Origin of the sequence: Geomonas edaphica, assembly GCF_004917075.1 — a bacterium.
Lineage (GTDB): Bacteria > Desulfobacterota > Desulfuromonadia > Geobacterales > Geobacteraceae > Geomonas > Geomonas edaphica.
Genome location: NZ_SSYB01000004.1, coordinates 906,147 through 928,261 on the forward strand (window position 1 = coordinate 906,147; position 22,115 = coordinate 928,261).

The window sequence follows — 22,115 nt, forward strand, 5'->3', positions numbered from 1 at the left end:
AAATGTCCATACTGGTAGGTGAGGAGATACAGGCGGCTATTGACCGCGGCGATATAAAAATTGAGCCACTTGACCCTTACCAGATCGGCCCTGGATCGGTCGACCTGACACTCGGTAACCACTTCAGGATTTTCAAAAAGCAGACAGGCGTCTGCCATGTCCACAACGACTCGGATTTTGCCGATGTCACGGAAACGGTGACCGTGGCGGACGGGGATTTTATCACCATAGCCCCATGCGAGATGATCCTGGGCATCACCAGGGAACGGATCACCCTCGCCGAGAACATGGCGGGCTGGCTGGAAGGGCGAAGCCGCTTCGCGCGTTTCGGGCTCGCGGTTCATGTCACGGCCGGGTTCATGCAGCCCGGCATCTCCAACTGTCAGGTGCTGGAAATCGTGAACCTGGGGCACAAGCCGCTGGCACTCTACCCGGGGACGAGGATCTGCCAGTTCGTTTTTGAGCGCTGCATCGGGACGGCGAAATATCACGGGAAATTTTTCGACCAACTGAAGCCTTGATCCACGCCTTTGCCACACTCACCTCCAGGCAACGGTGCACCCCTCTCTCCCGTACGGGTATCGTGCAAAGCCAGCTTTAGGGTTTAACTTCTGCCTTCACGAACCAGGCGGACCGACCGTGCGTCGATAACCCGGCGCTCCGACGGCTATTCTTACTTCTTTGTCAGAACAACTTCAGTTGAGACGGATGACCGATTTCGCCGATACTGCGAACAGTTCAAGGAGCGTGCATGCACGTGCTGGTGATAGAGGACGAAAAGAAGGTGGCCGATGCCTTGAAGGTCGGGCTCGAGGCCGAGCAGTACCAGGTGAGCGTGGCCTACAGCGGTGAAGACGGGTTCTACCAGCTAAGTGCCGGCGCCTTCGATTTGGTCCTGCTCGATCTGATGCTGCCGGGGCGCGACGGGCTGGAGATCCTTACCACCATGCGAAAGCGCGGCTTTGAGATGCCGGTGCTGATACTGACCGCGCGCGACTCGATCGAGGATCGCGTCCTCGGGCTTGACAGCGGTGCAGACGAGTACCTGGTGAAGCCGTTTGCCTTCCCGGAGCTGTTGGCCCGCATCAGGCTGATCCTGCGCCGGGAAAAGAAGGAGACTCCGGTGAAGCTCTCCCTGGGGAGGCTGGAGATGGACCTGGTAGGGCGGAAGGTGAAGCGCGACGACGAGGGAATCGAGCTGACGGTAAAGGAATTTCAGCTCCTTGAGTACCTGTTGCGTAACCAGGGGAGCGTGGTGACCCGCGAGATGCTGGCGCGGGACGTCTGGCAGGTGAAGGAACGCTCGACCCCGCTCGACAACGTGATCGACGTGCACGTCGCTAGGTTAAGGCGCAAGGTGGACGGCCCGTTCGAGCGCAAGCTGCTCAGGACGGTGAGAGGGCTTGGGTTCACCATGGAGGAAGGGTAATGATCCTCAGACCGCGCAGCATACGGTTGCGCTTGACCGTCTGGTACGCCGCTGCCCTGGCCGCCATCGTGATCGCCTTCGCGCTCGGGGTGTACCTCTTCGTCCGCGCCAGCCTGCTGCGCGAGATGGACGCGCAACTGGAGCGCGACCTCGCCACGGTGATGCGGGTGCTACGTGAGGAGCCGTTCGAGATCAACGAGCTGGCGCAGCACGGCTCGGTGGAATTTTTCCAGGTGAGCCAGGGGAACGTGGTCGTCGCCGAGACGCCCGGGTGGAGCAAGGAGGTGCTGGAGAAGGCGCTCGCCGGGGTGCCGGAAGGTCCCGCTCGCTCCTGGCGTTCTCACGGCGGGCAACCCTTCCGGATCAGGAACGCAGTACTGCAGTTGCCGGGACAGCCGCGTGTCGTCGTCGCCGAGAACGAACAGACGCTGAGGACGAGTCTGGAAAGCATCGCCATGATCCTGCTCGTGGGAAGCCCGCTCGCGGTGCTCGTGGCGGTGTTGGGCGGGTATTTGCTGGCCGGTCGGGTCCTCATTCCCATCGAGACCATGACGGCGCGGGCGGGTGCCATTACGGCGGAGCGGCTCTCCGAGCGGCTCCCGGTGGAAAATTCCGACGACGAGTTCGGTCGCCTGGCGCTGATGCTGAACGGCACCTTCGCACGGCTGGAGGATTCCTTCGAGAGGCTGCGCCGCTTCAGCGCCGACGCCTCGCACGAGTTGCGCACGCCGCTCACGGCGCTCCGGAGCGTGGGAGAAGTAGGGTTGCAGCGGGAACTGGATGCCGCCGGCTGTCGCGAGGTGATTGCCAGCATGCTGGAGGAATCGGACCGGCTGACCAGGTTGGTGGACAGCCTGCTGACCTTGAGCCGCGGTGACGCGGGGGCGCTTTCCGTGGTGAGGGAACAAGTCGAGCTCGCGCAGATGGCGGCGGACGTGGTGGAGATCATCGGGGTGCTGGCGGAGGAAAAGGGACAGACGATCGAACTGTGGGCCGAAAAGGGGCTCTGCGTCATGGTGAACCCGGAGATGCTGCGCCAGGCGCTGATCAACGTGCTGGACAACGCGGTTAAGTACTCGCCGCCGAGAGGACGCATCGAGGTGCGCGTGCGCAGGACGGAGCGGGGCGAGGCCGCGCTCGAGGTGCAGGACCAGGGGCCGGGAATCGCGCGGGAACACCGGGCACTCATCTTCGACCGCTTTTACCGAGTCGATCCCGGACGCTCGCGCGAGATGGGGGGGGCGGGGCTTGGCCTCGCCATTTCGCGCCAGGCGGTGGAGTTGAACGGCGGCAGGATCGAATTGGAGAGCGAAGAGGGGCGGGGCTGCAGGTTCAGCATCCTGCTTCCGATCACATAAACCGCACGTAACGTGGTACGGCAAAGGCGGCACGGCCGCCACAGGAGGAAAACATGAAAAAATCGATCATCTCGGGATGTACGGGGCTCGTTGCCATGCTGTTGGCCGGAACGGCGCTGGCCGCCGGTGCCGGTACCGGAGGGATGAATTTCCCGCAGGGGACCGCCACCCCTTCCGAGACCTGCGGAGCGTGCCACAAGGCAATTTACCGGGAGTTCGCCTTCGGCTTCGGCAGTGATCTGCACTACCAGCCGACCACCATTCCGCAAAAGGCAGGGGAGGCGATACCGATGCCTGCGGGAGTTTCGGCTACCGCCACCGCCCACGCCTTCGCCGGGTCAGAGAAGTACCCGGTGCACGCCCGAGAGGCTGAGGAGGAGGGGCGTTCCTGCAACGTCTGCCATTACCCCGAGCCCTTCGCCATTCCCGACATCAACGTCGCCGAGATGAGCAAGCCGAAGGCCCGGGGCAAGGATAAGGAGGCGGTCGGTATCACTTGTGCGAGCTGCCATCTCACCCCGGAAGGGAAGATCCGCTCCGCCCATGCCGTCAATGCGCCGCACGAGACGGTGGCCGATCCCGCCATACAGACGTCCGCCATGTGCGCCTACTGCCACAGCATGGGGAAACGGGTGGCAGGCAAGCAGACGCAGACCTTCCTCGAATGGCGCGAGGACTTCTTCAAACCGGGGCTTGGCAAGCAGCAGTGCCAGGATTGCCACATGCCGCGCACGATGCGCAAGGTCGCCGAGGATTATGACAACCCGGAGCGCCCGGTGGCGCGGCACCTGTGGACCGGTGGGCGCTCCCAGCAGCGCCTGGCGAGCGCGCTCAGCATGGCGATCAGCCAGCCGGGCGAGGGGAAAGCCGATCTCGCCTTCCATCTGATCAACATCGGCGCGGGACACTCGGTCCCCACCGGTTCCAACCGTCGCGCCGTCTACCTGAACGTTGTGGTGACGGACCAGATGGGCAAGCCCGTAGCGACCAGGGAATGGATGTTCGCCCCTTCCTACGGCCCCCGCCCGGACGACAGGAAATTCCTCGAGGAGGACAAGAAGCGTCCCGATGCGATCGCGGCGAGCCAGGCCGATGCGCAGGGGCCGCATGAGGCGATCATCAGGGCCGGCGAGGAGCGCATCCTCACCTGGACCCCGGCGCTCCCAAGCGGCACCTACACGGTGAAGGCGCGCCTGATCTACGACCTCAACCGTTACAACAGCCGCTCCTACACCGAGGATCAGACCGATATGAACGGGGTGACCTTCACCTTGAAGGTCAAGCAGGGGTGACAAAAATGCGCCGGGAGTGCCGACAGATGAGCCAGGTGAAGAGAAACTGCACGAAAATATTGACGATACTGGTGACGGCGGCTGCCTTGGCCGCTACGGCACTTCCGGTCTCGGCGAAAGAGCAAATCGGGTTTGCCGGGGAGAGGTCGGGAGCCGAAGCGCGGAGTTTCAGCGCGCTGGTCGGGAGCTGGCACGTGGACCGGGACGGGACCCGCGCCGTCTACGCGGTCGACGGCCGGAGCTGGGAACAGGGCGTCCTGGCTCCGGCAGCCCCCGTCAAGGCGAAGGTGTTCTACGGATCGGGCGCCTCGCAATTCCTTGCGGGACTGGAGCGGTACCGCTACTTCCCGCTGTCGATCTGCAATGAGGTCAGAAACTTCCGGGGCGGGAGCATCGAGGTGGCCTTCAAGGGGGTGAGCGGCACGATCGATCAGGCGGCGGGGATCGCCTTCGACATCAAGCCGAACGGGGACTACCTGCTGCTGCGCGCCAACGCACTGGAGGACAACCTGGTCTTGTTCCGTATGGAGCAGGGGCGGCGGACCACGGTGCAGTGGGCCGGCAAGGTGCCGGTCCCGTCCGGCCGGTGGCACGATCTCAGGCTCGTCGTGGAAGGGAAAAGGATACTCGGATACCTGAACGGGGTGAAGTATGTGGATCAGCCCTGGAGTGAACCGGTCGACGGCCGCATCGGCCTCTGGTCGAAGGCCGATTCCTATGTTTTCTTCCACAGGTTCACCGTCACGGAGAGATGAAGTCCGAGGGGGAGCAGGGTTGCAGCCACCTTGACACCACCTCCCGGAGCTGCTCCAGACTGAAGGGCTTGCTGAGATAGTCGTCCATGCCGGCGCCGAGACAGAACTCGCGGGAACCGGCCATGGCGTGGGCGGTAAGGGCGACGATGGTGGTATGCCTGCCGGTGCCGCGCTCCTTGGAACGTATCGCATGGGTCGCCTCGTAACCATCGAGCTCCGGCATCTGGCAGTCCATGAAGACGAGATCGTACTCTTTGCAGGAGAGCGCCGCGATCGCCTGCACACCGTTTTGAACCACGTCGACCTGGCACCCGAGCGCGGTGATCATGGCGTGGGCCACCTCGCAGTTGACCGGGTTGTCTTCGGCTAAGAGCACATGTGCGGCAAAGGCCGCCTCGAAGTTTTCCTCGTCCGCGTACGCTTCCCTGTTGGACGTCTCTCGCTGGAGTTCAGGTGCCTGCGGGGCCTTGCCGAGAAAGACTATGAAGCTGAAGGTGGACCCTTTTCCCGGCTCGCTTTCGACGCCGATCTCGCCTCCCATCAGCTCGACCAGCTGTTTGGCTATGGCGAGCCCGAGACCGGTCCCGCCGTATCGGCGCGTCGTGGAGCCGTCCACCTGGGCGAAGAGGTCGAAGACGGTGTCAAGCGCCTGCGCCGGGATGCCGATGCCGGTGTCCTTAACCTCGAACCCGACGTGATGCCCCGCGCCGCTTTCCTCGATGAGGTTGACCCGGACCTCGACCGAGCCCTGCTCGGTGAACTTGAGGCCGTTATCGATGATGTTGATCAGCACCTGGCGCAGACGGTTCGGGTCGCCGACGGCATGGCGGGGAACCTTGGCCGCCACTTCGAGCTCGACCGCCACCCCCTTGCGCCGCCCGACCTCGCGGTACAGCTCGACGGCCCCCTGCACAGCGTCGTGCAGATCGAAGGTGATCTTCTCCAGCTCCAGCTTTCCCGCCTCGATTTTCGAGATGTTGAGGATGTCGTTGATGATGGCGAGGAGCGACGCCCCTGAGTGGTGCAGCATCTCGGCGTAGCCGCGCTGCCTCTGATCCAGGTCGGTGCGCAGCAAAAGTTCCGCCATGCCGAGCACGCCGTTCATCGGGGTGCGGATCTCGTGGCTCATGTTAGCGAGGAACTGGGACTTGGCCCTGTTCGCCGCCTCGGCCGCCTCCTTTGCCTCCCTGAGCTCCGCGATGATCGCCTTCTGGTGCAGGTTGGCCCGGGACAGCTCCGCGGTCCGCTGCGACACCTTTTCCTCGAGGTCGCTGTTCGCCTGGCGCAGTTCCTTCATGATGCGCGTGTTCTCGACGGCGAGGTCGGCCAAGGTGCGCACCAGGTCGTCGTGTTCGCTCATGAGGCGGCGCCGCTCCAGGGTCTTGTTCACCGTGGTGAGCACCATCTCCAGGTCGTCGAACGGTTTGAAGAGGTAATCCTGGGCTCCCAGGCGTAGCGCCTGCACCGCGGTCTCCAGCGACACGTGGCTCGTCATGATGATGACGTCGACGCCGGGGTGGGACTCGCCGATGGCGCGCAGCACCTCGATGCCGCTGATCCCCGGCAGGCGCACGTCGAGCATGACCAGCTTGTACGGTGTGCGCTGCAACTCCTCGAGGCACTCCTCGCCGGTCGCGACCCCGGAGCTGTCGTACCCTTCCTTGCAAAAGAGTTCGACCAGGACCGAAGTCACCACCTCGTTGTCATCGACGATCAGTATGTCGCGTCTCGTTCCCATGAATCGCTCCCCGTCAAAAAACACATTGGAGAAGGCTAACAAAAAAAGAGCCCGCGGCAAGATTTTGGTCGACAGGCGGTGCCCTGCAGTCATTGGCTGTATACGCATGGAGTGCGTTACCCGCCTTGCCTTTTGCATTCGGGCTGCTTCATAATGCGCCGGTAACTCTGATGGAGGAGCTATCGATGCATAAGAAGATGAAGCTTTCCGACGCGGACCTCCTCTCGCTCTTCCAGGCCGACCCCGAGTTTCAGGCCGGCTTCACGCCGCGCCGCTACGACAGAAAAACCCTCATTTACTCGCCCTTCGAGGAGAAAAACCTCGTCTTCGTGGTGCGAAGCGGCAGGCTGCGCATCTACCTCGCCTACGAGGACAAGGAGTTCACCCTGGCCCTCCTGGAGAAGGGGGACGTCTTCAGTACGCACACCCCCGCCTTCGTGCAGGCCCTCGAGGGGGCCGAGATCCTGGTCTGCAGCACGGCAACCTTCCGTGAGGCGCTGGCGCGCCGCCCCGAATTCTCCCTCACCATGGTGAAGGTGCTGGGCGAACTGCTGCAGAGTTCCATCCAGACCATCGAGGGGCTCGCCTTCAAGGACGTCCGGCTGCGCCTGGTCGAGTTCCTGGTGGGAGCGGCGGCGGACCGTGGGCGCGTGACCCCGCAGGGGACCGTGGTGCAGCTAGGCCTCGGCACCGAGGACATCGCCCTCCTGGTCGGCACCACCCGCCAGACCATATCGCAGATCGTCAACGACTTCATCAAGGCAGACCTGTTGCAGAAGATCGACCGCAAGACCCTCCTCATCAAGGACCTCGACGCCTTCAAAGAGATGAAAGAAATCCCCTGATCCCGTCAGGCAGTTCCTTGCCGGAACCATCCAGTCGGTCCAGTTCCCGCCTAAGAAAGAAAAATCTCGAATTGTCGGCTCCCCGACAGACCGCGCGTCATTTTTCCCCTACATTGCCTCCCATGCTGCAACTTGTCTGCAATGGGAGATCTCGATGCACATCCAGGCAGAAGAAAATGCGATAGTTCCGGTACGGCTGTTCCGCATCAACACCGGGTCCTGCAACGGCTGCGACGTCGAACTGGCGGTAACCTCGGCGGTGACCGAATTCGACGTGGAGCAATTGGGCTGCCGCTACACGGAAGCGGCGCGCGAGGCGGACATCCTCCTCATCACCGGGCCGCTTACCGTCCGCGCCAGGGAAGAGGTGCTGCGGCTTTACGCCGAGACGCCGCAGGACAAGGTAACTGTTGCGGTCGGTGTCTGCCCGGTGTCCGGGGGAGTTTTCCGCGACAGCTACGCCGTCGACGGTCCGCTCGAGCGCCACCTGCCGGTGGACGTCAATATCCCCGGCTGCCCGCCGCGCCCCCAGGCCCTCTTGGCGGGCATCGCAGAGGCGCTGGAACTGCGGCGTGCCCGCCGGGAGGGGGGGGCTCCGGTCCGGCGGGCGTTACCCGTCGACAACTTCCCCGCGCGCGGCAGGCTAAGTTACGACGCCGGCTCTTGCGTGGACTGCCGTATCTGCCGCCATGTCTGTGCCGCTGGCGCGATCCGCTTCGAAGAGGGAGAAACTGGCGTCAGCCTGACCCTCTGGCATAACAGCTGCGTTTTCTGCGGCCTGTGCAGCCACTACTGCCCCACCGGCGCCCTCTCCGTTACCGGCGACTGGCGCCTCGACCACCCCGCCGCTGACGCTTTCCGCCAAGTCGAGCGGGGCGAGGTTCCCTACGCACCCTGCGTCGGCTGCGGCGAGCCCATCATCCCGGCCGCCCCGCAGCTCCTGCATGCCGCCTTCCGCCGCCCCAACCCCGACATCGAACGACTGAAAAGCCTCTGCCCGGCCTGCCGGCAACAGATGAGCATAGGAGTGCCCAGACGATGAGCGATTGCATCAACCTGACAAGCGAAATACGGGAGAGGGGGCCTGGAGGGGGGGGGAGGGATGGTTTTGAAGCTTGCGTTGCAGCCGCCCTGGTTTGTGCCGCCGGCGAGGAAACCGAGGTGCTGTGGTGCCAGGACCGCAAGGGGGTGCTGACCGGCTGGTGCCGCCTCCCCTCCGGCGGGTCCCTGCTACCGGCGGCGCGCGCCGTGGCAGAACTCGACGGCCGGCTCGCCATGGTGACGGCCTACCTGCCGGAACGGGCCCGGGAGAAGGGCGAGCGCGAGATCGCCTACCACTTCGACCTGGACGGTGCCACGCTGACTCTCACCGTCATTCTCCCGCTTCAGTGGGCGCGTGTTCCCTCTCTTACCGCCATCTTCCGCAACTGCGACTGGCAGGAGCGGGAGTTGATGGAACTGTACGACGTGCAGGTGGTGGGGCATCCCGACCCGAGGCGCCTGTTCCTCGATCACTCGCTACCCCACGCCCCCTTCGAGCGCCTGGTGCCGTATTCCACTTTCACCAACGCGGCAACCGGCAAGGTGCTTTGGGACAAGGTTCTTGCCGGCGAACGGGAGGAGCCATGAGCACGAAACTCATCGAACTCGGGCCGCATCAGCTCGCCCTGGAGGAGCCGATGTACTTCCGGGTGAAGCTGGAAGGGGACCGGGTCGCCGACCTGGACGTACTCCCCGGGCAGGTGCACCGCGGCATGGAGCACCTGGTGATGCGCCGCAACTTCTACCAGAACATCACCCTGCTGGAGCGCCTCTGCTCCCTTTGCTCCAACAGTCATCCGAGTACCTTCTGCGCGGCGGTCGAGGAGGTGGCCGGCATCACGATTCCCGAGCGGGCCGAGTACCTGCGCGCCGTGGCGGACGAGATCAAGCGCATCGCCTCGCACCTCTTCTGCTGCGCGGTGCAGGCGAACGTGATCGGGGAAACCGCGCTCTTTAGGCGCGTCATGGAGGTCCGCGAGATCATGCAGCGCGCCAAGGAGGCTATCTACGGCAACCGGATGGACCTGGCGGCAAACGTGATCGGCGGCGTGCGCTACGACCTGAGCGTCGAGGGGGCCGCCTACCTCGCGCGGCAGATGGAGGCGATGAAACAGCCGCTGGACGAGCTCTACCTGCAATACAGTAACAACCCGGCACTCCTCGTGCGCATGGCCGGGGTCGGGGTGCTGCCGCGCGCGGCGGCGCGGGAGTACGCCGTCGTGGGGCCGGTGGCGCGTGGCTGCGGCATCGACTACGACGTGCGCAAGAAGAGTCCATACGGCGCTTACGACCGGCTGGAGTTCGAGGTCGCCGTGCAGGAGGGGGGGGACGTCCGGGCACGTAACCTGGTGCGTCTTGCCGAGGCGCGCCAGTCGGTGTCTCTCATCGAGCAGTGCCTGGCGCAGCTCCCGGCCGGGCCGCTTTGCGCCGACACCCTCCCCGAGATCCCGGCGGGGGAGGCGATCGCCAAGTCCGAGGCGCCGCGCGGCGAGCTCATGTACTACCTGAGGACGGACGGTTCGGACATGCCGGTGCGTCTCAAGTGGCGCGTCCCTTCCTACATGAACTGGGACGCCCTGAAGGTGATGCTGAAGGGGGAGCCGGTTGCTAACATCCCGCTCATCGTGAACAGCATCGATCCCTGCATCGCCTGCACGGACCGCTAGGGGGCGCGCCATGCACGAGATCACCCTCGTTACAGGTCTTTTCGAGATCATCAAGGAGCAGGTGGCGGCGCGCGGCATCGAGTCCATCTCGAAGGTGCGCCTGAAGGTGGGAGAGCTCGCCGCGGTGGAGCCGATGACACTTACCGCCTGCTTCGAGGTGGTGGCAGAGGGGACGGTGGCCCAAGGGGCACGGCTGGAGATCGAGGAGGTGCCGCTCACCGGACGCTGTCGCGGCTGCGGCGCGGACTTCAGGATCGCAGATTTCAACTTTACCTGTCCGTCCTGCGCATCGGGCGATGTCGCGATGACCGGCGGCAGGGAACTGTATGTGGAGAGTTTGGAGGCAGTATGCAAAGGAGACCATCAATGAAGCGACAACGTGAAAATGCCATCGTCTTTGCCGACCCGGAGCGCTGTCTTGGCTGCCACGGCTGCGAACTGGCCTGTGCGGTGGCCCATTCCGGCACCGGTCTGCACCAGGCGGCGCTCGCCGGGCTGACCCTGAGGCCGCGTAACCGCGTGGTGGCGGCGGGCGGGGTGATGATGCCGGTGCAGTGCCGCCAGTGTGAGGATGCACCTTGTGCCGCGGCGTGCCCCACCGGGGCGATGCTGCAGGAGAGCGGACAGGTCGGGGTGCGTGAGAAGAACTGCGTCGGTTGCAAGGTCTGCGTCATGGTCTGTCCCTTCGGCGCCATCAGCGTGAAACACGAGGGGGGCGATCCCGAGAGCTGCCGCACCAACGGCGGGATCGCGCGCAAGTGCGACCTCTGCGCCGGCACCGGGCGCGAGCTGCCGGCCTGCGTCGAGGCGTGCCCAACCAAGGCACTCTCGCTCGTCGACCTGGAAGAGTACCGTCAGACCCTTATCGAGGCTCGGGCCGCCGAGCTGGCCCAATCGCTCCAACATTTCAAATCAAGGAAGGCAAGGATATGACCATGAAGCTCAGCACCGATCCGTCCGCGGCGACCCTGTTGCCCATCGCGAAAAAAGAAGGCATCACCACCGTCTGGGACCGTCACCGCGCCATGCAGCCGCAGTGCGGCTTCGGCCAGTTGGGTGTCTGTTGCCGCATCTGCTGGAAAGGACCATGCCGCGTCGACCCCTTCGGGGACGGCCCCCAGCGCGGCATCTGCGGCGCCGATGCCGACACCATCGTGGCGAGGAACGTGATCCGCATGATCGCCGCTGGCGCGGCGGGACACTCCGAGCACGGCCGCCACGTGGCGCTCGCCCTGCAGGGGGTGGCGGAGGGGAGGCTTCCCGCCTACCAAATCCGCGACGAGGCGAAGCTGCGCGCGGTCGCGGCGAAGCTCGACATCTGCACCGAGGGTGAGGACATCCCGGCCATCGCCGCCGCGGTGGCGAAGGCGACACTCGAGGACTTCCAGAACCAGGACCACGACGTCCCCTGCAACTGGATCGAGGCGACCCTCACCAAGAAGCGCCTGGAGCGGCTGCAGGCCCTGCACGTCCTGCCGCACAACATCGATGCGGTGATCACGCAGATCATGGGACGCACCCTGGTCGGCTGCGATGCCGACCCGGTGAACCTGATCCTCGGCGGGATCAAGGGGGCGCTCGCCGACTTTAACGGCATGTGCCTTGCCACCGAGCTCTCCGACGCCCTCTTCGGCGCTCCCGCTCCGGTGGTGACCGCGGCGAACCTCGGCGTCATCAAGCCGGATGCGGTCAACATCGCGGTGCATGGCCACAACCCGCTTTTGAGCGAGGTGGTCTGCGAGGTGGCGGGGCAGATGGACGAGGAGGCCAGAAAGGCCGGTGCGAAGGAGGGCATCAACATCGTCGGCATCTGCTGCACCGGCAACGAGGTGATGGTGCGCCACGGCATTCCGCTCGCGGCGAACTACCTCTCCCAGGAGCTTGCGCTCGTCACCGGCGCGGTGGACGCCATGGTGGTCGACGTGCAGTGCATCATGCCCTCGGTGAGCGAGATCGGCGCCTGCTTCCACACCGCGGTGATCACCACCATGGCGGAAAACAAGATCCCCGGTGCGACCCACGTCGACTTCAAGGAGGAGACCGCCCTGGAGAACGCGCGCCGCATCGTCGCCACCGCCATCGATGCTTACAAGCGGCGCGACCCGCGCCGGGTGAACATCCCGGACTTCAAGCAGACCGCCATAGTCGGTTTCGGCGTCGAGTCCGTGCTTGCCGCGCTGGCCACCTTGAACGCAGAAGACCCGCTCCAGCCGCTCATCGAGAACATCGCCAACGGCAACATCCGCGGCATCGCGCTCTTCGCAGGATGCAACTCGACCCAGGTGGCCCAGGACAGCAGCTTTGTCACCATGGCGAAGAAGCTCGCCGCCAACAACGTGCTTATGCTCGCCACCGGTTGCGGCGCCGGGTCCTTCGCGAAGCACGGCCTGATGACCCAGGAGGCGACGCTCGAGTACGCGGGCGAGTCGCTGAAGGCTGTCCTGACCGCGATCGGCACCTCCGCCGGTCTGAACGGGCCGTTGCCGCTCGTTCTGCACATGGGCTCCTGCGTGGACAACAGCCGCGCCGTCCAGGTGGCCGTGGCGGTCGCCGACAAGCTCGGCGTCGATCTCGATCAGCTTCCCCTCGTTGCCTCGGCGCCCGAGGCGATGTCGGAGAAGGCGGTCGCCATCGGCACCTGGAGCGTTGCCCTCGGCATCCCGACCCACCTGGGCACCATGCCGCAGGTGACCGGATCGGCAAAGGTGACCGAACTCCTCACCCAGACTGCGAAGGATCTGCTGGGAGGTTACTTCCTGGTCGAGCTCGACCCGGAGGTCGCGGCGGATAAGCTCCTGGAGGTGATCGAGGAGCGCAGGAAGGGCCTGGGAATTTAACGGAATAGGGGCCGACGGCTCCTCCCCCCGGAGGGGGGAGGTTGGGAGGGGGGGAGGGGGGGAGGTCGAGCGAGCTGCTGTGCTCCCCCCTCCCTAACCCTCCCCCTCCGGGGGCGGGGACGTGGACCAGGGCAAAAAACAATGGAGTAGGAAAATTATGTGTGATCACCATAACCACGCTCACGACCACCACCATGACCACGACCATGATCATCATCACGACCATCACCACCCCCATCTCCACGCTGTCCCGCAGCGCGGACCGGGGCTGAAGATCGCCATCACCGGCAAGGGGGGCGTCGGGAAGACCACCTTCACGAGCCTCCTCTGCCGCGCCTTTACCGACGACGGCGGCCGTGTGCTGGCCGTCGACGCCGATCCCGACGCCAACCTGGCCGCGGCGCTCGGCATCCCGGCGGAAAGTGCGGCGGACCTCCAGCCGGTGGCGCGCATGAAGGAGCTCGCCGAGGAGCGCACCGGCGCAAGCGGCGGCTACGGCTCCTTTTTCAAGCTGAATCCGAAGGTGAGCGACCTTCCGGAGCAGTTCTGCCTGGAGCACGACGGGGTCCGTTTCCTCTGGATGGGGACGCTGGAGCAGGGGGGGAGCGGCTGTGCATGCCCGGAAAGCACTCTGGTGAAGCGCCTCATGGGGCACCTTCTCCTAGAGCGTGACGAGGTGGTCATCATGGACATGGAGGCGGGGCTCGAGCATCTGGGACGCCGCACCGCCGAAGCGGTGGACGCGCTGGTGGTCGTGGTGGAGCCGGGGCAGCGCAGCCTCCAGACGGCGCACCAGATCGTGAAGCTTGCCGGGGACCTCTGCATCGAGGAGGTTTTCGTGGTGGGAAGCAAGGTGCGCGACGCGGAGGACCTGCGCCTCATCGAAGCGGCGATACCGGCGGACCGTTTGCTCGGGAGTATCGCCTTCTGCGAGGAGGTGCGGCGTGCCGACCGGGAGAACGTCGCTCCCGACCGTTTGAGCCCGCAAGCGCTCCGGGAGGTGCGTGAGATAAAGAACCGCCTGCTGGAAAGGCACGGGAAGTCGGCGTAGCTCTCAAGTCGGGATCACGTGGCGCCGATTCCGGCGTCGCCGCTTTCCCTGAGCGGGATGACGGCGCGGACCGTGGTGCCGGCACCGGGGGTGCCGAGGATTTCAAAGCTCCCGCCCCAGCGGTGCGCGCGCTCCTGCATCCCAACCAGGCCGAGAGAACGGTTGTTGGCGGGCGCGCTACCGATGCCGCAGCCGTTGTCGGTCACCTGCAAAAGGGCGCGCTCGTCGTCCAGGTCGAGCAGGATCTCGACACGGGTGGCCCCCGAATGGCGCATGACGTTGGTCATGCTCTCCTGGAAGATCCTGAACAGCGACACCTGGCGCTCCTTGTCGATTGCTGTGTCACGCCGCGGGACGTCGAGGGTGCACTCCAGGTGCCGGTTGCGCATCTCCTGCACTTCCGCCTCGATCGCCGCAACCACGCCGAGTTCGTCCAGCATCCTCGGGCGCAGCCCGGTGGTCAGGCGCCGCACCGTTCCGATGGTTGCGTTGATCACCTGGTCCATGGCCTCGATCTTGCCGGCGACCGGCGTGTCCCCCTCGGGACAGCGCCTTTTGAGCCAGGAGAGGTCGAGCTTCAAGGCGGTCAAGAGCTGCCCCAACTCGTCGTGCAGTTCCCTTGCGATCTCGATGCGCTCCTGCTCCGCTACCGTTTCCACGCGTGCGGCGAGCAGCCGCAACTGCTGGTTGGACTTCTGCAGCTCCCCGGTGCGCTGGAGCACTTCCCGCTCCAGAAGCTCGTTTTTGTTGCGCATGAAGTCGGCGGCGGCCTTCAGGTTCAACTGGGTCTTGATGCGTGCGAGCACGATGGGAGGGCTGATCGGCTTCGTGATGTAGTCGGCGGCGCCGAGCTCAAGGCCGCGGCGTTCGCTCTCCGGGTCCGATTTTGCGGTCAGGAAGATGACGGGGATTTCCCTGGTGGCGGGATTGCTTTTAAGGAGACGGCACACCTCGTAACCGTCGAGCTCGGGCATCATTATGTCGAGCAGGATAACGTCGAGAGGGCGCGTGTTGCTTGCAATCTGCAGGGCCTTCGCGCCGTTAGTGGCCACGCGCACCTGGTAGTCGTCCTTTAGAAGCTGTCCCATGAAGGCGAGGTTGTCCGGGGTGTCGTCGACGATGAGGACCGTCGGGCGCTCCTTTTTGCTGTTCATCAAACCCTCCTCGTTTCATTGCCCTGCCGCAATCGGCATCCGCTCTTACTTCGGGGCCTGTTGAAACCGCTCTATCATCGCTCCCAATTGCACCAGCGCCCGGTCGAAGGCGAAGGACTCCACGTGTCGTGCCAGTTCCCGGGTCTCTTCCTGCCCCGTCTCGGACAGCATGCCGCGCAACTCGTCGAAGCACTGTACCGCCTCGATGTCGTCGTTGGCAAGCAGGTCATGCAGTCGCTGCATGCCGTCACGCAGCCGGGGCCATGAAACGGCCGCCTCCGGCACCGGGAGCGCTCCCGGAAGGGACCGCAGGAAAGGCGAAACCTCGTTGACTTTACTCTGCAGATTCCGGCAAAGCCGCAACAGGTCCTCCTTGGGCTGCTGCGTCCTCGCCGCCATTTCCACCTCCCCAGCGGCCAGCTGAATGGCAGCGAGCCCGAGGGCCCCCGCGGTCCCCTTCAGGTTGTGGGCGAGATGCCGTACCGCCGCAATGTTTCCCTGTTCGACCGCCTCTTCGATGATCATGGTGTCCGCCGCGTGCGAACTGCTAAAGCGCGACAGCATCGCGACGAGGCGCGCCGCGTTGCCGCGAAAACTGCGCAACGCCGTCGCGACGTCCAGCCCCGGAATCCCCATGATGAGGTCGTTGGCGCTGGTACTCTCCTCGGTCTTGGGCCCGCTTGCCGCGCTACGCGGTGCGGCGACCGGCTTCGGCAGCCAGTTGAGCAGCGTGGCGTAGAGCTGGTTCGGATCGACCGGCTTGCTTAGGTGGGCGTTCATCCCGGCGCGGCGGCAGGCTTCCACGTCGTCTTCCAGGGCGTTCGCCGTCAGCGCGAGCACGGGTGCCGACTCATACCCGGCAAGCCTTCGCAGTTGCTGCACCGTTTCGATCCCCCCCATCACCGGCATCTGCAGGTCGAGAAGCACGAGGTCGTAACGCTTTTGCCGGGCGAGTTGTAACGCCTTCTCGCCGTCGACCGCCGCATCCACCTCGAGCCCCACATGCCGCAAAAGATCGATGATCACTTCCCTGTTGAGCGGGTTGTCCTCGGCAAGGAGGATCTTTTGGCCGGCATGGGGGGCAAGGCGTGCCTCCACGTCAACCGCCTCAGCCCGCGCCGTTGCCGCTGCTACGCTGCGATCGGTGACCTCGGCGCCGTCCACCAGGCCGAAAGGTGCCTCGAAGGAGAAGGTGCTACCCGCACCGGGGGTGCTTTCGACGTGGATGCGCCCGCCCATCAGTTCCGCCAGGCGCTGGCAGATGGCAAGGCCAAGGCCGGTCCCGCCGTAGCGCCTGGTCATGGAGCCGTCCCCCTGCTCGAAGGCGTTGAAGATCTTCTCCCGCTGCTCGGCGGTCATGCCGATGCCGGTGTCGCGCACCGAGAACCTGAGCCAGACCTGCTCCCCTTCGCAACGTATTTTCTCGCCAACCAGCTCAATGGTGCCGCGCTCGGTGAACTTGAACGCGTTGCTGACGAAGTTAAGCAATATTTGCTCCAACTTCAGGTCGTCGCCGTGCACGCGACGCGGGATGTTGCGTACGTCGACGATAAAATCCACCTGGGCCTGCTCCATCCGGTCCGCGAGTACCGAGCGGATCGTTTCGATGATGGAGGGGACGCCGAACACGGTAGGTTGCAGAGTCATTTTCTTGGCATCGATCTTCGAGAAGTCGAGGACGTCGTTGATGATGCCGAGCAGATGTCGGGCGGCCCGGTCGATCTTGCAAAGCTGCTGGCGTTGGCGGCCGGTGGCGTCGCGGCGCATGAGATAGGCGATGCCGATGATGGCGTTCATCGGCGTGCGGATCTCGTGGCTTACGTTGGCAAGGAACTCCCCCTTGGCCTGGTTCGCCGCGTCCGCCTGTTCCTTCGCCTGCATGAGCGCCACGGTCTGTTCGGATACCCGCCGCTGGATCACCGAGGTGCGTCCGGTCATGGCAAGCATCATCACCTGCAGGAGGGCGGCGAAGAGGAGCCCGATGATCCCGACACTCCAGGCGATCCAGGAACGGTGCTGGGCTAGGTACTCGGAGGTGGGGAAGATGTCGACGGTCCACTGGCGGTCGGCGATGGTTAGTTTGCCGTGCCAGGCATAGGAGTCGGCGGGCTGTGGCGCGTTTACCGACTGGAAGAGGGCGCGTTTTGACGCAGGCGCTGCGGGATCGCTGACCCGCAGTTCCAGCCCGTCGGGCAACTGGTCGCGGACGGCGATCCTGATCATCTCATCGACCTTAATGACGGCGACCGCGAAGCCCAGAGGCGAAGTGGGGTCGGTCGCGACCGCCGCCCCAGACCCGCGGTAGGCGGGGTGCATCAACAGTACCCCTACCCGTTTCTGCTGCTCCTGCACCAGTTGGATCGGTGCGGTGACGGCAGGGCGCCCGGTACTGAGGGCCTTGTCGATGGCGGCGCGGCGTATCGGTTCCGAGTTGATGTCGAATCCAATCGCGGGGAGGTTCCCGGCGATGGGAGCGATGTAGCCGACACAGACGTAGTGCGGGCGGGCTCCGGCGGGGGCAAGGTCTTTCCGGCTGTTTCTCTCGGTGATCCTGAAACTGCCGGTCGGGGATTTAGCCGCCATCGCACTTTCGAAGCGGCTGCGGTCGGCATGGGGGACGAAGGGGTTGAAGCTTAGCCCGAAGATGTCAGGGTTGTCGCGCAAAGTTATGCTGGTGAAATGCTCGAACTGCCGGAAGGTCATCTCCGGGTTCATTTCGATCACCCGGCGCAGCGCGGCGATTGCCTCCTGGTGCGCGATCAGGCGGTGATCCAAGAGCCGGGTCAGCTTTCTGCCGTGGTCGGCGATCTGTGCCTCCTGCTGTCTTTGCTCCCAGCGTGCGATGCCGAGGTAGGACGCCGTGACCAGCATGAGGGTTACCGTCATCGGGACGGTAACGTTCACCAAACGCTCTTTCCAGGGGGATTCCCTGAACAGGAAGATCAGGGTGAGCGGAGCGAATAGCACCACCCCTAACGTGTCGCCGCTCCACCAGCTCCACCAGGAGAAGGCAAGATCTTCGCTCGGGATGATGCCGGCCAGGTGAAGCGCCGCGATGCCCACGGTGGCCGAGACGAGGCAAGCGACCGGCCCGCTGCAGACGAGGAAACAGGCGATATCCCGCTCGGTTTCGAGCACGCGCCACTTATCGCCAAGGAACCGGGTTGCCAGGTCTGCCGCGGCGTAGGCCTGCAGCGTCGCACCGGTGGCGAGAAGTACGGCCACTACCGCCGAGTCTACGTGGAGCGTGCCGTGGTACCAGGGGGTGGCAAGGTTTATGAAGAGCGAGCCGAGCCAGATGCCGGGGAGGATGCGGTGGCCAAAGTACAGTGCCGCGGCGATCGCGAGGCCGGCGGCAGGAAAGACCGGGCTCGCATAGCCCGGGGGAATGGCCAGGGCGAGGCCGAGGGCACCGAGAACGGCGTAGGCCAGGGCCACGATGGGGATGCGGGTCATGCTGTTTGCTGTCATAAACGCGGCTGCTCCATGCAACGGACGGCGGTAAAGGCGATCCTGACTGACGGATGATCGTGTGGGCTGGCTCCGCAGGTGCCTGTCCCCTTGCCGGCCAGCTTCCCCCCTCCGGCCTCCCCCTCCTGGGAGAGGGGTGCTTTACGGGTTGGTTCAGGAAAGCCCTTGAAAGATAACAATAATTGTTCCTGCCATATATAAGTTCGGGGCCCATTTTCATGTCCGTGTTTGTCTTACTTCGCCTTATCGGGCTCTCACGACCGTAAAGGCCCAAAGTCCGGTAGCTTGTATGGTTTTCAAGGGCAGACGGTGCTCCCTTGCCGGTCGCATGCGCGGACAGAAGCGGCTCTGGGGACTGCTGTACCTTGACTTGGCGCACGGTAAGTCGTATTTTATCCGGAAAATTCTATATTCAAGAACTTGCCCCCATAGGGAGAAGATGCCATTGCAACCCACCATTCTGCTCGTTGACGATCTGCAGATGTTCCTCGAAATCGAGAGAGATTTTTTCCGGCATGCCGACGTAAAAATCGTTACCGCACGCGACGGCGTCGAGGCGCTGGAAGCGGTGCAATCCCACAGTCCTCGCGTCGTTTTTATGGACCTGCAGATGCCCAACATGGACGGCGCGAGCTGCTGTAAGGCGATCCGGGCCACACAGTCGCACGGCGACACCCCCGTGGTGATCATATCCTCCAGTACATCGGAGGCGGACCGGGAAGAGAGCTTCGCCGCCGGCTGCAACTACTTCCTCACCAAGCCCGCCGGCCGCGACCGTTTTCTCGAGATCGCCCGCGAGTTCATCCCGGACATCGACCGTCGAGAGAAGCGCGTCCCCTGCTGCCTCCCGGCCACCCTTTCCTGCAACGGGGTCTCCGCACCCTGTGCGCTGCATGACCTCGGGGTCGAGGGGGCCTATCTGGTCACCGACCTACTCGCCAAGGCGGGGAACGTCATTCATGTCTCCTTCACCCTTCCCGACGGCACCGCCGTAGATACCCCCTGCAAAGCAGTCTGGATCGACGAGAGCGGAAAGACCCGTCCGAGGGGGATCGGCGTCAGGTTCGCCCTGCTCCCGAAACCGCTGCGCGGGGCGCTGGCCCGGGCCCTGGAGAAGCTGTAGGCAGATTCCCTTTTGACCTGAACGGCGCTTAGGTGGTATAAAGAGGCGCTTCCTCCCGGGGCGCCTAAGCCCCGGCGGGCCTTAAGGAAAACCATGAAACTGCTCCACAATCTGAACCCTCCGCAGAAGGAGGCCGTGCAGCACGGCGAGGGACCGCTCCTGGTCCTTGCCGGCGCGGGCTCCGGCAAGACCCGCGTCATCGTGCACCGCATCGCCTACCTGATCCACGAGCGGGGCGTCCCCCCCTGGCAGATCCTGGCCGTCACCTTCACCAATAAGGCCGCAGGCGAGATGCGCGAGCGCATCCGGCATATGCTGGGCGACGGCGAGACGCCGCTCGTCTCCACCTTCCATTCCACCTGCGCCCGCTTTTTAAGAAACGACATCAAAAGCTTGGGTTACGACCCGAACTTCGCCATCTACGACGACAAGGACTGCGAACGCCTCCTGAAGGACTGCTCCGCCGAACTGAACCTGGACGAGAAGCGCTATCCGGTGAAGCTTTTGGGGAGCTCCATCGACGAGTTCAAGAACCAGGGGATGACCCCCTTCGACGTCCCGGCCGATTCCCCCTACCAGGCGACGCTCGCCCGGGTGTACCGCTGCTACCAGGAGCGCCTGAAGCGCTGCAACGCGGTCGACTTCGGCGACCTCTTGCTCCTTACCGTGCAGCTTTTCGAGGAGCACCCGGAGGTGCTGGAAAAGTACCTGAAGCGCTACCGCTGGATCATGGTGGACGAGTACCAGGACACGAACCCGGTGCAGTACCGCCTGGTGCAGCTCCTTGCCGGGGAGAGGCAGAACCTCTGCGTCGTCGGGGACGACGACCAGTCCATCTACGGCTGGCGCGGCGCCGACATCCGCAACATCCTTGAGTTCGAGAAGGATTTCCCGGGCGTGAAGGTGGTGAAGCTGGAGCAGAACTACCGTTCCACGAAGAACATCCTGGACGGCGCCTGGCACGTGGTGCAGAAGAACCGGGGCAGAAAGCCCAAGCGCCTTTGGACCGACAACCCGGAAGGGGAATCGATCGTCTACCGCACCCTCCCGAACGAGTGGGAGGAGGCGCGCCTGGTCTGCCGCGAGATCGAGCGCTTCCTCTCCGAAGGGGGAGATCTCTCCGAGGTCGCCGTCTTCTACCGCACCAACGCCCAGTCCCGCGTCATCGAGGACGCCATGGTGGCGGCGAGCGTCCCGTACCACATGGTCGGCGGCGTCCGCTTCTACGCGCGCCTCGAGGTGAAGGACATCCTCGCCTACCTGAAGGTGCTCGATAACCCCGCCGACGACGTCTCGCTAAAGCGCATCATCAACACCCCGCCGCGCGGCATCGGCAACACGACAGTGCAGAGGATCGCCGAGTTCGCGAACGAAAAGGGGATCCCGTTCCACGACGCCATGCTGGAGGGGGCCTACGGGCCGCTCTTACCGGCCGCCGCAAAGGGGAAGGTCGCCGCCTTCGTGAACGAGATGGAGGGTTACAAAGCCCTCTCCGAGAAGCTCCCGCTCTCCGAGCTCACCGCCGCCGTCATCAACGATTCCGGGTACTACGCGCGCCTGAAGAGCCTGCCCCGCGACGAAGGGCAGGACCGCATCGAGAACCTGCAGGAGTTGGTGACCGCCATGCAGGTCTACGAGACCGGGCCGGGGGAGAAGGGGCTCGCCGACTTCCTGGAGCAGGTGGCGCTGGTCAGCGACCTCGAGCACGAGGGGGACGGCAAGAAGGCATCGGCTACGCTCATGACGCTGCACTCGGCCAAGGGACTCGAGTTCCAGCTCGTCTTCATGATCGGCATGGAGGAGAAGCTCTTCCCCCACGCGCGCGCCCTTGAGAATCCGGAGCAGATGGAGGAGGAGAGAAGGCTCTGCTACGTCGGGATGACCCGGGCGAAAAAGCGCCTGTTCCTTTTGAACGTGCGCCGGCGCCACATCTTCGGCCAGGAGCAGATGAACGCGCCGGCCCGCTTCATCGCGGACATCCCGAAGGAGCTCCTGGACGGGGGCGACCTCTGGCAGCGCAGTGAGCCCTCGCGCGACTTCTCCTCCTCTTCTTCTTCGCACAACCTCGCCTCCCTCTTCGAGGACGAGATGGAGCCGGAGGTGGCGGACAACGAGGTGCGCATGGTCCCGGAAGACGGGGAGGACGGCATCTGGGTCGGGATGAAGGTGCGCCATGCCCAGTTCGGTCCGGGCACCATCCGGAAGATCGAGGGGGAAGGGGACAACCAGAAGGTGATCGTCTGGTTTAACTCGCTCGGCGGACCGAAGAAGCTCCTCGTACGCTTCGCCGGGCTTGAGCGGGCCTGAAAACGGGTATATAGTTACTGCGGTGATACTAATGAGAATGCAAGGAG

Annotated in this window: 18 protein-coding genes; 15 read left to right on the forward strand and 3 right to left on the reverse strand. The window is 64.4% G+C overall.

The genetic code is table 11. The features are described from left to right. Nucleotides 1-2 precede the first annotated feature (2 nt). From dcd to E8K79_RS14870, 5 genes are all read left to right on the forward strand, one after another. Nucleotides 3-521: a dCTP deaminase gene (dcd, locus tag E8K79_RS14850; protein ID WP_136515379.1), complete on the forward strand. Its 519-nt coding sequence runs from the start codon at nucleotides 3-5 to the stop codon at nucleotides 519-521. A 230-nt stretch (nucleotides 522-751) separates the two neighbouring features. Next, nucleotides 752-1,429, forward strand: coding sequence for a response regulator transcription factor (locus E8K79_RS14855; protein WP_136515380.1), 678 nt, complete (start codon nucleotides 752-754; stop codon nucleotides 1,427-1,429). After that, nucleotides 1,429-2,787 carry a sensor histidine kinase gene (locus E8K79_RS14860; protein WP_136515381.1) on the forward strand — a complete coding sequence of 453 codons (1,359 nt, stop codon included), beginning with the start codon at nucleotides 1,429-1,431 and terminating at the stop codon, nucleotides 2,785-2,787. The genes E8K79_RS14855 and E8K79_RS14860 overlap by 1 nt, the downstream gene beginning before the upstream one ends. A 53-nt stretch (nucleotides 2,788-2,840) precedes the next feature. Continuing rightward, a complete protein-coding gene (locus E8K79_RS14865; protein ID WP_136515382.1) occupies nucleotides 2,841-4,079 on the forward strand; it encodes a hypothetical protein in 1,239 nt (412 codons plus the stop codon). Nucleotides 4,080-4,105: 26 nt separating this feature from the next. Continuing rightward, complete coding sequence (locus E8K79_RS14870; protein WP_246043832.1) at nucleotides 4,106-4,834, forward strand: LamG domain-containing protein; 729 nt, start codon at nucleotides 4,106-4,108, stop codon at nucleotides 4,832-4,834. Here the strand turns inward: E8K79_RS14870 and E8K79_RS14875 are convergent. Further along, entirely contained in the window at nucleotides 4,821-6,572 is a 1,752-nt protein-coding gene (locus tag E8K79_RS14875; protein ID WP_136515383.1) for a response regulator, read from the reverse strand. The genes E8K79_RS14870 and E8K79_RS14875 overlap by 14 nt on opposite strands. Nucleotides 6,573-6,757: 185 nt before the next feature. Between E8K79_RS14875 and E8K79_RS14880 the strand changes: the two genes are divergently transcribed. From E8K79_RS14880 to E8K79_RS14915, 8 genes are all read left to right on the forward strand, one after another. After that, a complete protein-coding gene (locus E8K79_RS14880) occupies nucleotides 6,758-7,417 on the forward strand; it encodes a Crp/Fnr family transcriptional regulator (RefSeq protein WP_136515384.1) in 660 nt (219 codons plus the stop codon). 154 nt (nucleotides 7,418-7,571) lie between these two features. Next, entirely contained in the window at nucleotides 7,572-8,459 is an 888-nt protein-coding gene (locus tag E8K79_RS21800; protein ID WP_162604672.1) for an NADH-quinone oxidoreductase subunit B family protein, read from the forward strand. Continuing rightward, nucleotides 8,456-9,046 (forward strand): NADH-quinone oxidoreductase subunit C, encoded by a 591-nt coding sequence (locus tag E8K79_RS14890; RefSeq protein ID WP_136515385.1) that lies wholly within the window; start codon nucleotides 8,456-8,458, stop codon nucleotides 9,044-9,046. Before E8K79_RS21800 ends, E8K79_RS14890 begins: the two co-directional genes overlap by 4 nt. Then, nucleotides 9,043-10,125, forward strand: a complete 1,083-nt coding sequence (locus E8K79_RS14895; protein ID WP_136515386.1) for a hydrogenase large subunit — start codon at nucleotides 9,043-9,045, stop codon at nucleotides 10,123-10,125. Before E8K79_RS14890 ends, E8K79_RS14895 begins: the two co-directional genes overlap by 4 nt. 10 nt (nucleotides 10,126-10,135) lie before the next feature. Then, nucleotides 10,136-10,495 carry a hydrogenase maturation nickel metallochaperone HypA gene (gene hypA, locus E8K79_RS14900; protein WP_135868790.1) on the forward strand — a complete coding sequence of 120 codons (360 nt, stop codon included), beginning with the start codon at nucleotides 10,136-10,138 and terminating at the stop codon, nucleotides 10,493-10,495. Further along, nucleotides 10,492-11,058 carry a 4Fe-4S dicluster domain-containing protein gene (locus tag E8K79_RS14905; RefSeq protein WP_136515387.1) on the forward strand — a complete coding sequence of 189 codons (567 nt, stop codon included), beginning with the start codon at nucleotides 10,492-10,494 and terminating at the stop codon, nucleotides 11,056-11,058. Before hypA ends, E8K79_RS14905 begins: the two co-directional genes overlap by 4 nt. After that, nucleotides 11,055-12,962, forward strand: coding sequence for an anaerobic carbon-monoxide dehydrogenase catalytic subunit (gene cooS / locus E8K79_RS14910; protein ID WP_136515388.1), 1,908 nt, complete (start codon nucleotides 11,055-11,057; stop codon nucleotides 12,960-12,962). The genes E8K79_RS14905 and cooS overlap by 4 nt, the downstream gene beginning before the upstream one ends. A 157-nt stretch (nucleotides 12,963-13,119) precedes the next feature. Further along, nucleotides 13,120-14,013, forward strand: a complete 894-nt coding sequence (locus E8K79_RS14915; RefSeq protein WP_246043833.1) for an ATP-binding protein — start codon at nucleotides 13,120-13,122, stop codon at nucleotides 14,011-14,013. A 14-nt stretch (nucleotides 14,014-14,027) separates the two neighbouring features. On the opposite strand, the gene E8K79_RS14920 is transcribed toward E8K79_RS14915, so the two are convergent. Both E8K79_RS14920 and E8K79_RS14925 read right to left on the reverse strand, forming a co-directional pair. Further along, nucleotides 14,028-15,167, reverse strand: coding sequence for an ATP-binding response regulator (locus E8K79_RS14920; protein WP_136515389.1), 1,140 nt, complete (start codon nucleotides 15,165-15,167; stop codon nucleotides 14,028-14,030). Nucleotides 15,168-15,212: 45 nt separating this feature from the next. Further along, entirely contained in the window at nucleotides 15,213-18,638 is a 3,426-nt protein-coding gene (locus tag E8K79_RS14925) for a CHASE domain-containing protein (RefSeq protein ID WP_136515390.1), read from the reverse strand. Nucleotides 18,639-19,077: 439 nt separating this feature from the next. On the opposite strand from E8K79_RS14925, the gene E8K79_RS14930 reads away from it, so the two are divergent. Continuing rightward, nucleotides 19,078-19,761 carry a response regulator gene (locus E8K79_RS14930; RefSeq protein ID WP_246043834.1) on the forward strand — a complete coding sequence of 228 codons (684 nt, stop codon included), beginning with the start codon at nucleotides 19,078-19,080 and terminating at the stop codon, nucleotides 19,759-19,761. Nucleotides 19,762-19,854: 93 nt separating this feature from the next. Next, entirely contained in the window at nucleotides 19,855-22,068 is a 2,214-nt protein-coding gene (locus tag E8K79_RS14935) for an ATP-dependent helicase (protein ID WP_136515391.1), read from the forward strand. Nucleotides 22,069-22,115: the final 47 nt, after the last annotated feature.

What these genes read in the sequence shown, in the direction of transcription:
- dcd (WP_136515379.1), top strand. Translation starts at nt 3, where the DNA reads ATGTCCATACTGGTAGGTGAGGAGATACAGGCGGCTATTGACCGCGGC.
- E8K79_RS14855 (WP_136515380.1), top strand. Translation starts at nt 752, where the DNA reads ATGCACGTGCTGGTGATAGAGGACGAAAAGAAGGTGGCCGATGCCTTG.
- E8K79_RS14860 (WP_136515381.1), top strand. Translation starts at nt 1,429, where the DNA reads ATGATCCTCAGACCGCGCAGCATACGGTTGCGCTTGACCGTCTGGTAC.
- E8K79_RS14865 (WP_136515382.1), top strand. Translation starts at nt 2,841, where the DNA reads ATGAAAAAATCGATCATCTCGGGATGTACGGGGCTCGTTGCCATGCTG.
- E8K79_RS14870 (WP_246043832.1), top strand. Translation starts at nt 4,106, where the DNA reads ATGAGCCAGGTGAAGAGAAACTGCACGAAAATATTGACGATACTGGTG.
- E8K79_RS14875 (WP_136515383.1), bottom strand. Translation starts at nt 6,572, where the DNA reads ATGGGAACGAGACGCGACATACTGATCGTCGATGACAACGAGGTGGTG.
- E8K79_RS14880 (WP_136515384.1), top strand. Translation starts at nt 6,758, where the DNA reads ATGCATAAGAAGATGAAGCTTTCCGACGCGGACCTCCTCTCGCTCTTC.
- E8K79_RS21800 (WP_162604672.1), top strand. Translation starts at nt 7,572, where the DNA reads ATGCACATCCAGGCAGAAGAAAATGCGATAGTTCCGGTACGGCTGTTC.
- E8K79_RS14890 (WP_136515385.1), top strand. Translation starts at nt 8,456, where the DNA reads ATGAGCGATTGCATCAACCTGACAAGCGAAATACGGGAGAGGGGGCCT.
- E8K79_RS14895 (WP_136515386.1), top strand. Translation starts at nt 9,043, where the DNA reads ATGAGCACGAAACTCATCGAACTCGGGCCGCATCAGCTCGCCCTGGAG.
- hypA (WP_135868790.1), top strand. Translation starts at nt 10,136, where the DNA reads ATGCACGAGATCACCCTCGTTACAGGTCTTTTCGAGATCATCAAGGAG.
- E8K79_RS14905 (WP_136515387.1), top strand. Translation starts at nt 10,492, where the DNA reads ATGAAGCGACAACGTGAAAATGCCATCGTCTTTGCCGACCCGGAGCGC.
- cooS (WP_136515388.1), top strand. Translation starts at nt 11,055, where the DNA reads ATGACCATGAAGCTCAGCACCGATCCGTCCGCGGCGACCCTGTTGCCC.
- E8K79_RS14915 (WP_246043833.1), top strand. Translation starts at nt 13,120, where the DNA reads ATGTGTGATCACCATAACCACGCTCACGACCACCACCATGACCACGAC.
- E8K79_RS14920 (WP_136515389.1), bottom strand. Translation starts at nt 15,167, where the DNA reads ATGAACAGCAAAAAGGAGCGCCCGACGGTCCTCATCGTCGACGACACC.
- E8K79_RS14925 (WP_136515390.1), bottom strand. Translation starts at nt 18,638, where the DNA reads ATGACAGCAAACAGCATGACCCGCATCCCCATCGTGGCCCTGGCCTAC.
- E8K79_RS14930 (WP_246043834.1), top strand. Translation starts at nt 19,078, where the DNA reads ATGCCATTGCAACCCACCATTCTGCTCGTTGACGATCTGCAGATGTTC.
- E8K79_RS14935 (WP_136515391.1), top strand. Translation starts at nt 19,855, where the DNA reads ATGAAACTGCTCCACAATCTGAACCCTCCGCAGAAGGAGGCCGTGCAG.